Consider the following 12,654-nt stretch of genomic DNA (forward strand, 5'->3'; position numbering starts at 1 on the left):
CATTAGCTAAACTTACCCGTCTTAAGTACCTTAGCTAGTTTTGGCAGTTCGCCTTCAATACCCATAGCATGTTGAATTATTTTTTGTTTGGCAAATGATGAGCGATTAGCCAAACGTAAACCAGTATCCCTAATTAATTTCTTAACCGCTTGATCTCCAGCAAATAAACGCTTAAATCCTTCCATCGCCGCCACCATTTTGACCGTTTCGGTTTTACGCCAGCGCTCAAAGGGTCGTAGATTTTTTGCCAATCCAAAATCCTTGTTTTGTTTGACTAACTTAATAATGTGTTCAGCCAATGCCGCAGCGTCTAATATACCCAAGTTAGCACCCTGCCCTGCTAATGGATGGATCGTATGGGCAGCATCTCCAATAATGGCGACTCTATTAGCTACCCACTGCCGAGTGTAACGCATTTTAAGGGGATAGCTTTTTGTGTCACTCACAAGCTCACACATCCCTAAAGTACTATCGAAAGCAGCTGTAAGAGCCTTGTTAAATTCCTCTTTCGGTAATTTCAACAGCTCGCTGGCTTTAGGCTCATCTTGTGACCAAACAATAGAACAAAGATGGTCATCCCATAGTGGCAAGAATGCTAATGGGCCAGTCGGCGTAAAAATTTGCCGTGCAGTATGTTGGTGTGGGTATTCTGTTTTAACGGTTGCGACTATGGCATGTTGATCATAGTCCCAAAATGTTTGCGCTAAGTTTGCTTGCTTTTTAACGATAGAATTAGCGCCATCTGCCCCAATAACCAATCTAGCACTTATTTGAAGATCATCGTCTAAAGTAATAAAACACTCGTGCTGACCAAAAGCCAATTGTTTGATTTTTTTAGGGGCAAGCAAGGCAATATGGCTGCAATTTTGCGCTTGAGTCCATAGACTATGCCTTAGGGCTTGGTTTTCAACAATATGACCTAGTTGCTGTTGTTGAACTTGAGCTGCCGAAAATTCAATTTTACCAAAGCTGTCTTGATCCCAAACCAGCATCTCTTGGTAACTGCATAACCTGTTCAGATCGACGTTCTGCCAAGCCCCTAGATTTGATAAAATATTTTCTGTGGCTAGAGTTAGTGCACTAACCCGCAACTGAGGGTCGCCGCTAGGCATACCTTGACTTACATGGCTATCAACCACTGCAACTGACAATCCGCTTTGTTGTAATGCGAGAGCTTGGGTTAAACCTACTATGCCGCCGCCTACAATAACAATATCGAATGTTTGCATACCCTTAGTGACTCTTTTTCATCAGCGCTTCAATAGCATCAATGGTTTTTGGCGCGGCCTCGGTTAAATTTTCAAACCCGTTGCTGGTGATCAGCAAATTATCTTCTATGCGAATGCCAATACCTCGCCACTTGCTTTCAACATCTGCATCGGGGGCAATATAAATGCCCGGCTCAACTGTTAGTACCATACCTGCTAACAAGGGTCTATCTTGCCCATCTACTTTGTAATGTCCTACATCATGTACATCTAGACCTAACCAATGACTTAACCCATGCATATAAAATTCACGATACGTTAGCCGTTCAATATTATCAGCCAATTCTCCTTGTAAAATACCTAGTTCAAGTAAGCCTTGAGTGATCACGGCAATAGCCGTTTCGCTAGCTTGGGCAATAGTATTATTCGGTTTGATCACCTCAAAGGCCGCTAATTGCGCGTCTAATACCAATTGATAAAGTTGCTTCTGCGCAACTGAGAACTGTCCAGAAACTGGAAATGTACGGGTAATATCCGATGCATAACCTTGCCATTCACAACCTGCATCAATTAAGACTAAGTCGCCGTCTTTCAGTTCTTGATTATTTTCGGTGTAATGCAAAATGCAACTATTGTCCCCTGCTCCAACAATAGTGCCATAAGCCGGATATTTTGCTCCTTGCATGGCAAATTCATGATGAATTTCTGCTTCGAGGTGGTATTCATTTTTAGCCGAAGTGGCAAATTTCGTAGCACGAATATGAGCTTGGGTAGAAATAGCTGCAGCACGGCGCATCAAATCTATTTCAGCGGCAGATTTAATTAAACGCATTTCATCTAAAATTAATCGCAAGTCAATGCTGCTAGCCGGTGCCTGTTTACTTTGTTTAGGCGCATTTCGCAAGCTTTGCAGTGCTGTTGAAACCACTTCATCGGCGTGGCGGTTATGCCCAGCTGCAAAATACAAATGTTGATGACCATCAATAATATCTTCTAGTCGCTGTTCTAATTCATCAACAGCAAAAGTTAAATCTACCCCATAATCTCCCTTGGCTTGTTTAGGACCGATTCGTCTACCATGCCAAATTTCCATTGTTGGATCTTTATCTAAACAAAATAAAATACCCATGCCATTTGAATATCGTTGGTGGTTCGTTAACAGCAGCCACGCATCTGGCTCTGGGAAACCGCATAAATAATGAAAATAGCTGTCTTGCCGAAAAGGATACTCAGTATCGCTACTTCGGGTGACTAAGCTAGATGCTGGAACTATGGCAATACTATTGGGCTGCATGGATTGCAGTACATGCTTTTGGCGCGTTAAAAATTCAGTATTATCTAAAGGCAAGGATGTGACTCACTCTAAGTATTTAACAAAAGGATTCAGCTAAATTGATTAATGAACGGTTTTAGGCTCACTTTGTTGCTGCTCGGGTGACTTGCCTAGTTCGTTAAAACATAACATTGCGGTCACTCTTACATATTCCATCACTTCAAATAGCGCTTGCTCTGACTCTTCGTCTTCGGCCATTTCATCGTCCATTCTGGCAATTTCAGCAAAGTCTTCTAATGCTTCTTTAACGTCATCAGAACAGCCAGTTAAATCGTCTTGATGTAAGCCAAATCCGAGCATAAAGCCTTGTACCCAGTTTAATAATGCTTGGCCTCGTTCATTAATGGGTGTGGAGTCTTCTGGCAAACACAACACTAGGGCAAAGTCACTTTCAACTAACTGCTGGCATGTACTGTCAAATAGGGTTCGGAATGAGTCTATAACTTCTTTAGAAAAGGGTTCACCCTGATTAATAAAGTCAGACAATGGCTCTAACCAATCTTGACATTCCAAAGGCATTCCACCCCCTAACATGCCGCAAAACATCCCCTGAATTTCGGCAGCAGAGGTTAAAATATCGTTACGTTCAAGTAACGTAGTGATGGTATCGAAATGGTTGCTTGATGTATTCAAAGTGATCTCTCAATTGTTATTCAAAACAATGCTACCACTGTCAAGTAGGCAAATACATATTAGTGTGAACGATAGCGCTAGTATATCTGCCTAGTAACAGATTATAATGGCTTTGTTTGTTGTCTACTTATTCGTAAGCGAAACTGCAAACAGTTTTTGCCTCCTGGGGTGTTTGCCAGTTTAGTTATGTCCCTGGCCGATGCTTTTTACTTAGGGAGTTGATTCCACTACTATTGCGCAAGCTTGGCTAGTATCAAGAAGCCTAAGGTAGCGATGACACTTCCGCCCTGAACTTTCGGTTCACGGGCTTACACCGAACAGCGGCATTTTGGGAGGCGCCCAAACTATCAATAATGGATTAAGCGTAGCAGTCATATGAGTCAAGAAGAACAAATACAAGCTGAAGGAAAAGATGTAGTAGATGCCTTGGATCCTATTGTTAAATGGAAATACGATGACTTTCATCAAGTGATGCTAGCTGAATTTTCAGTAGATAAGCAAGACCAAGTATTAATCGCCTTACAACAGGTGCTCCCAATGCAATGGGATGCTAAGTCTATTAAAAAAGCACCTGACGAAGTCAGGCATTATGCAGGTGTGTTTTCGAAACTCGTTAAGCAGCAAAAGTTATTCAGCACTAATATTGAGTATCAGCCAACAGTGATGGCTGCTTGGTGGCCATGGGGCCATGGGGCAACGGTTTCCGTAAGGTTATTTTTAACCAACACCGCTCCTTATGTTGCTAAAACAGGCATTATCCATAAGCTCACTCGCCTATTTGCGTAGATAAATTTGCCCAAAGGATAAAAATCCCTATAATCACATCCAGACCAAATGGTCAGCTTTTAAATTAGAGGTTCTTATTGAAATTTATTCAGCTAGAATAAATTTCACGTCATCAGGTTAAAACGAGAGGCACAGCAGCGCATTATGGCCGTTATCAACTTTGGTTCAATCAACATCGATCATGTTTATCAAGTAGAGCACTTTGTTCAACCTGGTGAAACCATTGCATCATCCAACTACCAATGTTTATTAGGTGGCAAGGGTGCAAATCAGTCTATCGCCTTAGCTAGAGCAGGCTCTGAAGTGCGACATGTTGGTAAAATTAATGAAACGGATGTGTCTTTTAAGCAAAGCATGATCCGCGACGGCATTGATTGTAAGTACGTAACTTGTAGCGAAGTAGCTACCGGACATGCCATTATTCAAGTCACCCCTTCTGCAGAAAACGCCATCGTTTTGTTTGGCGGTGCCAACCATGAGATGACCTCAAAGGACATCATAAAAGCATTAGATAATACTAAGCCTGCCGATTGGGTCTTAACGCAAAATGAGACCAGTAATATTGACCAAGTATTAACCCAAGCAAAAGATAAAGGTCTAAAAGTCGCGTTTAACCCAGCGCCTATGACTGAATCAGTCAAGCACTTACCACATCAATGTATTGATTTACTAATTGTGAATGAAGTTGAAGCCGAAGAAATATCTGGGCAGCAAGATATAGAAAAAATGGAAGATTATTTTCGCAATCAGTGGTCACATGCCGAAGTGCTTATCACTTTGGGTAAAGCTGGGGTACGTATGCTAAAACAAGACAGCACTATTGACGTGCCGGCATTTACAGTTGACGCAACTGATACTACAGCAGCAGGTGACACCTTTATTGGGTATTTTTTATCTGCTTATAGTAATCACGTGGATTCAAAAACTGCACTATCACGGGCCTGTGCGGCCTCAGCATTAGCAGTAATGCAAGAAGGCGCGGCGCAATCAATACCTAAAGAAGAAGACGTAAACCGTTTTCTTGCTAAACAATAACTTATTCGGGAGACCTTACATGAGCCACAAAATAATACTAGATACTGATCCCGGCATTGATGATGCAATGGCAATTTTCTTTGCCTTTCAACATCCCGAAATTGAAGTACTAGGGTTAACTACTGTATATGGCAACGTACCTGTTGAAATGGCCGCTAAAAATGCCATTACGTTATGCGCTCTAGCAGAGCAAAATATCCCAGTTTGTAAAGGTGTGGGTATGCCTTGGGTAGGTAAAGAATCGGGTTACGCCCATTTCGTACACGGCGATGATGGTTTTGGCAATATCAACTTTCCGGCCGCTAAAGGCGAGCTCGACCCGCGCAGTTCGGCGCAATTTATTGTGGATATGGCACGCCAATATCCAGGTGAAATCACAGTAGTGGCTATTGGGCCCTTAGGTAATTTGGCCTTGGCATTACGCCTTGAGCCCGAGTTACCTAAGTTACTTAAAGCAGTATCTATAATGGGCGGTGCTGCTTTTGTTCCCGGCAATGTGACTCCTGTTGCCGAGGCCAATATTTGGAATGACGCCTACGCCGCCGAAATTGTATTTGGCGCCTCTTGGGAGCTAAATATGTTTGGACTCGATGTCACTAACTCTTGCCCATTCACTCCAAACTTCTTAACTCAACTGAAAGAAGGCAACCCTAAGTTAGGTGGGTTTGTACATGATGCGGCGCAATTTTACGTGGAATTTTACTCGCAAAATCGCGAAGAAGATGTGTGTTTCTTCCACGATGCCATGCCTATTGCGCACCTAATTGACCCTAGCTTATTTGAGTTAAAAAACGGTCATGCCAGAGTATCTACGGATCCTCTTAATATAGGTCAAACAACTGTTGCTTTGCCTAATACCACAACTAGCCCAGATTGGCTTGAAGCACAAACCATCAATGTAGCCACTAAGGTTAACAATGAGCGTCTCACTCAGCTGTACTTAGACACTTACAGCCTTTAGTCTGCTTTGGCCTTGCCCTAAGCAAGGCCAATTCATAATGTGTATGAATCGACAAACCATTCGCTCAGCGTTCCGTAAAAAGCGTCAAGCACTAACCAAGCAACAACAATGCAGTGCGGCGCAACACATACTATCGATTTGTCTTGAGACCTCTTCCTTAGCTCAAGCAACCACAGTCGCTTGTTATATCGCAAACGATGGTGAAGTTGATCCAAGGGCCATTATTAACTATTGCTGGAAGCACAACAAAAGGGTGTTATTACCGGTATTACACCCTTTTAGCAAAGGGCATTTGTTATTTGTTGAATATCACGCCCATTCGCCCATGAGAAAGAACCGCTACGGGATCGACGAACCCATTATCACCACCACAAATATTTGTCCTTTGGCCACTATTGAATTGCTATTTACTCCCTTGGTTGCCTTCGATAAGACTGGCAATAGACTAGGCATGGGTGGCGGATATTACGACCGAACCTTAGCGCCAATTGTTCGAGATGTATTACCTACCCGGCTAATTGGATTAGCCCATAGCTGTCAACAAGCACCGCTATTGAATACCGATAGTTGGGATATTCCACTCAATGGCATTGCGACTCCTGAACAATATTTTCATGTCACCTAGCCCATAGGTTACACTATGGCCCCCACAGCGTTTTAAAGATCCTCACAGATGACACAAGATGATAAGAAACAAGCTGCCGCTCAAGCAGCATTACAATATGTAGAAGCAGGAGCCGTAGTTGGCGTTGGCACAGGTTCAACTGTTAATTACTTTATCGATGCTCTGGCAGTCATGAAACACAAAATTCAAGGTGCGGTTTCTAGCTCTGAAGCGTCGACTAAACGTTTAGAAGCCTTAGGTATTGAAGTGTTCGATTTAAACTCAGTCGACAAATTCGATATTTATGTTGATGGGGCTGACGAGATAACTAAGCATAAACATATGATTAAAGGCGGAGGCGCTGCCTTAACCCGCGAAAAAATCGTTGCCGCAGTAGCTGAGAAGTTTATTTGTATTATCGACGATACTAAGCAAGTCCCAATGCTAGGAAAGTTTCCACTCCCTGTTGAAGTGATCCCTATGGCACGTTCTTATGTGGCCAGAGAAATTGTCAAACTGGGCGGCGATCCTGTATATCGTCAGGGCCTAGTTACCGACAACGGTAATGTAATTTTGGATGTACATAACTTAACCATACTCAATCCCGTTGAGCTTGAAAGGCAACTTAACGCCATAGTCGGCGTGGTAACTAATGGCTTATTTGCCGATCGCGGCGCAGATATAGTGCTGGTTGGCAGTGATAATGGGGTTGAAGTGATAGACTAGGTTTTAATTTCGAATTTCGTGGAGCTAAAAGCGATTCCCGATAGAAGCACTCGGGAATGACGTAATACCATTCTCCATAAATAAGTGCTTATACCAATTCATCCTAACAATTAATCACTTGACCCGACATTTTTAATAGACAAAAAAAGCGCTACTGCGCTTTTTTTATATTTAACTATTTATCCAGAGAAGTGACTACTTAACAACCGTTAACCTTGGTTTACCTTTCTTAGGTTTAGGCGGTGCTTCAGGTAACGGCGATTCTTCAATTTCATCTGAACCGATGTTTTCCTCTACGGTAAATACCGTACCCGCGCCATTTTCTTTAGCATAAATAGCTAATACCGCTGGGCAAGGCACCACTATATTTCTGGGTACACCGCCAAAGCGGGCATCAAACATGATGTGTTCTAAACCCAGTTGTAAATTTCCTGTAGAGTTTGGCGATATATTCAGCACTATTTGACCATCCTGAACAAACTCCTGAGGAATTTGTGTGCCTGCATAATGCGCATCGACCACTATATATGGGGTGAGATCGTTATCTACAATCCAGTCGTAAAACGCACGGAATAAATATGGCTGATTTGGTGTCATATCACTGCTGCCCGTTATAGTGGGTTGTGTATTTCACGTTCTTGGTCAGTCAAAGACGCAATAAAAGATGGTCTATCAAACATACGCTTCATGTAGGCTTTTACGTCTTTGCTTCCTGCACCAGTCAATTCGATGCCTAAAGCAGGTAAACGCCATAATAGCGGCGCTAAATAGCAATCGACTAAGCTGAACTCTTCACTCATAAAGTAAGGGGTTTCAGCAAATAAAGGTGCTAAGGATAAGAAGGCTTCACGAAGCTCTTGACGAGCCGCATCTAAATCGCCCTTATTAGCCAAAATTTGCTCGGCTAAGACATACCAGTCATTTTGAATTCTATGCATAGTCAAACGACTTTGACCACGGGATACAGGGTAAACCGGCATAAGAGGTGGATGCGGAAAACGCTCGTCCAAATATTCCATAATGATATGAGAGTTATATAACACTAACTCTCTGTCCACGAGTGTAGGTACAGTGCCGTAGGGGTTAAGTTCGAGTAGATCTTCAGGCAATTCAGCAGGATCGGTAAAGCTGATTTCTACGCCTACACCTTTCTCGGCTAACACTATTCGCGCTTGGTGACTGTATATATCTATTGTGTCTGAAAACAACGTCATGATTGAACGTTTATTGGCGGCTACAGCCATCTATATTTCTCCTAAATGTCGTACATAATCGCATTAAGCTTAGCAGCTATGCTGAGTGCTTTTATTAGCTATTCACAGGTAATCAGCTAGCTAAAAACGGAAAAGAAAGGGGCATATATAAAAATATATAGCCCCTTTCAAAAATTTTGCGGATTATACACCAAATTCTACATAAAGTTTTGCTGAATTAGTGTACATCTCTCCAATAATCTTTCTTAAGTAAATATACCAATACCAATAATACTAGTAAAAATACCATCACCCAGCGCCCGATGCTCTCAGACTGTAAACGTGATGGTTCACCAATATAAACCAGGTAATTAACTAAATCTAACACTGCGGTGTCGTACTCGGCTGCACTTAATTCACCGCTACCATCGGCTTTTATGCCCACGTAACGCTCAACCATCTCACCGTCAATGAGCATTTTTTCCATGGTTTTACGGGGTACACCTTGCAACTCTTCAAGCGCATGAGGCATGCCCACATCTGGGAACACTAAATTATTTACCCCAAAAGTAGATTTTTCGTCAGCGTAGAAACTTCTCAGATAGGTATAGATCCAATCGGCTCCACGTACGCGGGCAACGAGTGTTAAATCGGGAGGCGGCGCACCAAACCACTTAGCGCCAGACTCACTAGGCATCGCATTTTTAATATGCTCGCCAGGCTTCTCACCAGTAAATTGCAAGTTTTCTTGACCCAGATCTACAGGGATCCCTAAGTCTTCAAAAGTGCGTTGGTAGCGCTGGTATTGAGTTTGGTGACAACCTAAGCAGTAGTTCATAAACAACTTTGCACCGTTTTGCAAAGAGGCTTTATCTGTTAAGTCATATTCAGCTTTATCAAGATGCACGTTACCGCCTGCGGCCATAGCGCCCATAGGTAGCAAAAACGCCAATACAAAAATTAACTTCTTCATTCTGTAATCCTCGCAGGAACTGGCATAGTGCGTTCGTTTTTACTGTATATATACAACAACACAAAGAAACCAAAATACATGATAGTGGCGATTTGCGATGCAACAATTTTCCACGACTCTTGTGGTGTGCCACCTAAGTAACCTAGAAAAACAAACACTATCCCAAAAACAATCAGGTTCCATCTGTGCAGGCCACAACGATAACGCCAAGACTTCACTTTACCGCGGTCAAGCCAAGGTAGTAACGCTAAGAAAATAATGGCTGCAAACATCGCTATAACACCACCTAACTTATGAGGTACGGCTTTCAAAATCGCATAGAAAGGCGTGAAGTACCACACTGGGAAGATATGTTCTGGGGTTTTCAATGGGTTAGCAATCTCAAAGTTAGGATGCTCAAGGAAGTAACCACCCATTTCCGGGTTAAAGAACATGATGTAGCAGAAAGCCAACAAGAAGAAGCTAAAGCCGACTAAGTCTTTTAACACTATGTGCGGGAAGAAAGGCACGATATCGTCAACGATGTCGTATTTATCAGTGTAATATTCGTGAATTTTGAAGTTAGTTTTTTCATCTTCACTTAAAGAACCTTTCTTGCGCTTAACATCAGTGCCGTCAGGGTTATTAGAGCCTACTTCATGTAGTGCCACTATGTGTAAGAACACTAAAATCACTATCACTAGGGGTAGCGCAATAACATGTAATGCAAAGAAGCGGTTTAGCGTAGCACCCGAGATAACATAGTCACCTTGGATCCAAATCACTAAATCAGGACCAATGACAGGAATAGCACTAAACAAAGAAACGATTACTTGTGCACCCCAGTATGACATTTGACCCCAAGGCAATACGTAACCCATAAAGGCTTCTGCCATAAGGGCAAGGTAAATAAACATGCCAAACAACCACAATAACTCACGAGGTTTTTGGTAAGAACCGTAAATCATGCCTCTGAACATATGTAGATATACCACAATAAAGAATGCTGAAGCACCAGTACTGTGCATATAACGCAGCAACCAGCCAAATTCCACATCGCGCATGATATATTCAACTGAAGCAAAAGCGCCTTCAGCTGTTGGGTTGTAGCTCATGGTGAGCCACACACCTGTTACAATTTGGTTCACTAATACTATGGTGGCCAAAAAGCCGAACATGTACCAAAAGTTCATGTTTCGTGGTGCCGGATATTGGATTGCGTGCATATTAGCAACGCGCATTATGGGGAGACGATACTCAACCCAGTCCATCAAATTTTTCCACATCTTATGCTGCCCCTTCTTCGGAACCAATCAAAATAGTGTTGTCGTCTAAAAACATATAAGGCGGTACCACTAAGTTCAAACCAGCGGGTACATTTTGAAAAACCCTACCTGCCATATCAAATTTAGAACCATGGCAAGGGCAGAAAAACCCTTCTGGCACACCTTCAACGTATTCGGCAAAGGCACCGTCTTTTAAATGTTGTGGTGAACAACCCAAATGCGTACAAATGCCAACTAACACCAAATACTCTTCTTTGAGAGAGCGATATTGGTTTTTCGCAAAAGCGGGTTGTTGTTCTTCATCGGAGTTTGGATCTTTAAGTTGATCTTCAACACTAGATAATGAGGCAAGTAATTCAGGGGTTCTACGGGCGATCCACACAGGCTTGCTGCGCCAGATCACTCTGATCAGCTGACCGGGTTGGATTTTACTGATATCCGCTTCAACATCAGCACCAGCCGCTTTCGCTTTGATACTTGGGTTCCATGAGGCGATAAAAGGCACCGCAGCACCGACTACACCGACACCACCCACTACAGAAGTCGCCACCGTTAAGAATCGGCGTCTATTACTACTAACGGGTTGGTTTTCGGTCACAGACGTATCATGGGCATCTAAAGATACATTGCTCATCCACTACTCTCCGAGGGTTAATTTTTGACTAACACTTAATAGTTCATGTGACTGGTACAAGAGCTAAAAAATAAAGTTTTGCTATTAACCGAAAATGATAAAAGAAAACCCATGTAAAAGACAAGGAAATCATCAATAAAATGAATAAATACCGAGACTTAACAAGGTTTTTTCTAAATATTTCTAAGAAGGTTGAAATTTGTACAAAACATAGGCAATAAAAAACCCAGCAAAAGCTGGGTTTTTGAAAAAAGCTTGACGCCGTACAATTAACGTTTTGAGAATTGTGGACGTTTACGTGCTTTATGAAGACCCACTTTCTTACGCTCAACTTTACGTGCATCACGAGTAACAAAGCCCGCTTTACGTAATGCTGGACGAAGTGTTTCGTCAAATTCCATCAAGGCACGTGTAATACCGTGACGAATTGCACCCGCTTGACCACTAATACCACCACCGGCAACGGTGATGTAAAGGTCAAACTTTTCAGTCATTTCAACTAATTCTAATGGTTGACGCACGATCATACGTGCAGTCTCACGACCAAAGAATACGTCAAGAGGACGTTGATTAACTACAATGTTGCCACTACCTGCACGAAGAAAAACACGAGCGGTAGAACTTTTGCGTCGGCCAGTGCCGTAATATTGATTATCTGCCATCTGTAATGCTCCTTAAAGGTCTAAGACTTGAGGTTGCTGAGCAGCATGCTTATGCTCAGGACCAGCGAAGACTTTCATTTTGCGGAACATATCGCGTCCAAGTGGACCTTTAGGCAACATACCTTTAACCGCTTTTTCAATGATCATCTCTGGTTTGAAAGCTTGAAGCTTTTCAAACGTAGTGTCTTTAAGACCACCTGGGTAACCAGAGTGAGAATAGTAAATTTTGCCCTTGGCTTTGTTGCCAGTAACAGTGACTTTCTCAGCGTTGATCACAACTATGTAATCACCAGTGTCTACATGAGGTGTGTACTCTGGCTTATGCTTTCCGCGTAAACGGCTAGCAATCTCAGTCGCTAAACGACCAAGAGTTTTGTCTGTGGCGTCAACCACGTACCATTCACGTTTTACCGTTTCTGGCTTTGCAACAAAAGTTTTCATTTAAAAATACCCGAAATATATAAATAATCGTTACTTAGTTTTGCGCTCGATATTTTACTACCGACTGCTACACAAAACCGCTAAAAATCAATACCTTGACCCCTTCGAGTCGTATGATTCATCCGCTTTCCCAAAGCGGGGGCAACTGGGCAGGGCGCGAATTATACAGAAGTTAAGAGAAAACGCGAGGGTAAATTTTG

Annotated in this window: 15 protein-coding genes and 1 other RNA gene; 6 read left to right on the forward strand and 10 right to left on the reverse strand. The window is 42.5% G+C overall.

Translation table 11 applies throughout. The features are described from left to right. Positions 1 to 2 precede the first annotated feature (2 nt). The 3 genes from Q0688_RS26160 to Q0688_RS26170 are packed head-to-tail and all read right to left on the reverse strand — an operon-like array spanning position 3 to position 3,174. On the reverse strand, positions 3 to 1,229 hold the full coding sequence (locus Q0688_RS26160) for an FAD-dependent oxidoreductase (protein WP_299084563.1): 1,227 nt from the start codon (positions 1,227 to 1,229) through the stop codon (positions 3 to 5). Positions 1,230 to 1,233: 4 nt separating this feature from the next. Beyond that, the gene (gene pepP / locus Q0688_RS26165) at positions 1,234 to 2,556 is read right to left on the reverse strand and encodes a Xaa-Pro aminopeptidase (protein WP_299084565.1); all 1,323 of its coding nucleotides are present in this window, start codon (positions 2,554 to 2,556) and stop codon (positions 1,234 to 1,236) included. 48 nt (positions 2,557 to 2,604) lie between these two features. Continuing rightward, a complete protein-coding gene (locus Q0688_RS26170; RefSeq protein WP_299084568.1) occupies positions 2,605 to 3,174 on the reverse strand; it encodes a UPF0149 family protein in 570 nt (189 codons plus the stop codon). A 157-nt stretch (positions 3,175 to 3,331) separates the two neighbouring features. Here Q0688_RS26170 and ssrS point away from each other — a divergent pair. From ssrS to rpiA, 6 genes are all read left to right on the forward strand, one after another. After that, positions 3,332 to 3,513, forward strand: a non-coding RNA gene (gene ssrS / locus Q0688_RS26175) — 6S RNA. Positions 3,514 to 3,549: 36 nt separating this feature from the next. Beyond that, positions 3,550 to 3,960, forward strand: a complete 411-nt coding sequence (locus Q0688_RS26180) for a hypothetical protein (RefSeq protein ID WP_299084571.1) — start codon at positions 3,550 to 3,552, stop codon at positions 3,958 to 3,960. Between the two features lie 144 nt (positions 3,961 to 4,104). Beyond that, complete coding sequence (locus tag Q0688_RS26185) at positions 4,105 to 4,995, forward strand: ribokinase (RefSeq protein ID WP_299084575.1); 891 nt, start codon at positions 4,105 to 4,107, stop codon at positions 4,993 to 4,995. A 19-nt stretch (positions 4,996 to 5,014) separates the two neighbouring features. Further along, positions 5,015 to 5,956, forward strand: coding sequence for a nucleoside hydrolase (locus Q0688_RS26190; RefSeq protein ID WP_299084578.1), 942 nt, complete (start codon positions 5,015 to 5,017; stop codon positions 5,954 to 5,956). A 37-nt stretch (positions 5,957 to 5,993) separates the two neighbouring features. After that, positions 5,994 to 6,581: a 5-formyltetrahydrofolate cyclo-ligase gene (locus Q0688_RS26195; RefSeq protein ID WP_299084581.1), complete on the forward strand. Its 588-nt coding sequence runs from the start codon at positions 5,994 to 5,996 to the stop codon at positions 6,579 to 6,581. A gap of 48 nt (positions 6,582 to 6,629) precedes the next feature. After that, positions 6,630 to 7,286 carry a ribose-5-phosphate isomerase RpiA gene (gene rpiA / locus Q0688_RS26200; RefSeq protein ID WP_299084584.1) on the forward strand — a complete coding sequence of 219 codons (657 nt, stop codon included), beginning with the start codon at positions 6,630 to 6,632 and terminating at the stop codon, positions 7,284 to 7,286. Between the two features lie 195 nt (positions 7,287 to 7,481). Here the strand turns inward: rpiA and Q0688_RS26205 are convergent, their stop codons facing one another. From Q0688_RS26205 to rplM, 7 genes are all read right to left on the reverse strand, one after another. Next, positions 7,482 to 7,883: a ClpXP protease specificity-enhancing factor gene (locus Q0688_RS26205; protein ID WP_299084587.1), complete on the reverse strand. Its 402-nt coding sequence runs from the start codon at positions 7,881 to 7,883 to the stop codon at positions 7,482 to 7,484. 14 nt (positions 7,884 to 7,897) lie between these two features. Beyond that, a complete protein-coding gene (gene sspA, locus Q0688_RS26210; protein ID WP_299084590.1) occupies positions 7,898 to 8,530 on the reverse strand; it encodes a stringent starvation protein SspA in 633 nt (210 codons plus the stop codon). Between the two features lie 187 nt (positions 8,531 to 8,717). Further along, on the reverse strand, positions 8,718 to 9,452 hold the full coding sequence (locus tag Q0688_RS26215; protein WP_299084592.1) for a cytochrome c1: 735 nt from the start codon (positions 9,450 to 9,452) through the stop codon (positions 8,718 to 8,720). Beyond that, positions 9,449 to 10,717, reverse strand: a complete 1,269-nt coding sequence (locus tag Q0688_RS26220; protein WP_299084595.1) for a cytochrome b N-terminal domain-containing protein — start codon at positions 10,715 to 10,717, stop codon at positions 9,449 to 9,451. The genes Q0688_RS26215 and Q0688_RS26220 overlap by 4 nt, the downstream gene beginning before the upstream one ends. 1 nt (position 10,718) lies before the next feature. After that, positions 10,719 to 11,351 carry a ubiquinol-cytochrome c reductase iron-sulfur subunit gene (gene petA, locus Q0688_RS26225; RefSeq protein WP_299084598.1) on the reverse strand — a complete coding sequence of 211 codons (633 nt, stop codon included), beginning with the start codon at positions 11,349 to 11,351 and terminating at the stop codon, positions 10,719 to 10,721. 269 nt (positions 11,352 to 11,620) lie between these two features. Then, complete coding sequence (gene rpsI / locus Q0688_RS26230; RefSeq protein WP_215927513.1) at positions 11,621 to 12,013, reverse strand: 30S ribosomal protein S9; 393 nt, start codon at positions 12,011 to 12,013, stop codon at positions 11,621 to 11,623. 12 nt (positions 12,014 to 12,025) lie between these two features. Next, positions 12,026 to 12,454, reverse strand: a complete 429-nt coding sequence (gene rplM, locus Q0688_RS26235; RefSeq protein ID WP_299084601.1) for a 50S ribosomal protein L13 — start codon at positions 12,452 to 12,454, stop codon at positions 12,026 to 12,028. Between the last annotated feature and the right edge of the window lie 200 nt (positions 12,455 to 12,654).

Source organism: uncultured Paraglaciecola sp. (assembly GCF_937123705.1).
Classification (GTDB): domain Bacteria; phylum Pseudomonadota; class Gammaproteobacteria; order Enterobacterales; family Alteromonadaceae; genus Paraglaciecola.

Bases quoted from the DNA above. Each gene is read 5' to 3' on its own strand.
- Q0688_RS26160 (WP_299084563.1), bottom strand. From the start codon at position 1,229: ATGCAAACATTCGATATTGTTATTGTAGGCGGCGGCATAGTAGGTTTA.
- Q0688_RS26180 (WP_299084571.1), top strand. From the start codon at position 3,550: ATGAGTCAAGAAGAACAAATACAAGCTGAAGGAAAAGATGTAGTAGAT.
- Q0688_RS26185 (WP_299084575.1), top strand. From the start codon at position 4,105: ATGGCCGTTATCAACTTTGGTTCAATCAACATCGATCATGTTTATCAA.
- Q0688_RS26190 (WP_299084578.1), top strand. From the start codon at position 5,015: ATGAGCCACAAAATAATACTAGATACTGATCCCGGCATTGATGATGCA.
- Q0688_RS26195 (WP_299084581.1), top strand. From the start codon at position 5,994: ATGTGTATGAATCGACAAACCATTCGCTCAGCGTTCCGTAAAAAGCGT.
- rpiA (WP_299084584.1), top strand. From the start codon at position 6,630: ATGACACAAGATGATAAGAAACAAGCTGCCGCTCAAGCAGCATTACAA.
- Q0688_RS26205 (WP_299084587.1), bottom strand. From the start codon at position 7,883: ATGACACCAAATCAGCCATATTTATTCCGTGCGTTTTACGACTGGATT.
- sspA (WP_299084590.1), bottom strand. From the start codon at position 8,530: ATGGCTGTAGCCGCCAATAAACGTTCAATCATGACGTTGTTTTCAGAC.
- Q0688_RS26215 (WP_299084592.1), bottom strand. From the start codon at position 9,452: ATGAAGAAGTTAATTTTTGTATTGGCGTTTTTGCTACCTATGGGCGCT.
- Q0688_RS26220 (WP_299084595.1), bottom strand. From the start codon at position 10,717: ATGTGGAAAAATTTGATGGACTGGGTTGAGTATCGTCTCCCCATAATG.
- petA (WP_299084598.1), bottom strand. From the start codon at position 11,351: ATGAGCAATGTATCTTTAGATGCCCATGATACGTCTGTGACCGAAAAC.
- rpsI (WP_215927513.1), bottom strand. From the start codon at position 12,013: ATGGCAGATAATCAATATTACGGCACTGGCCGACGCAAAAGTTCTACC.
- rplM (WP_299084601.1), bottom strand. From the start codon at position 12,454: ATGAAAACTTTTGTTGCAAAGCCAGAAACGGTAAAACGTGAATGGTAC.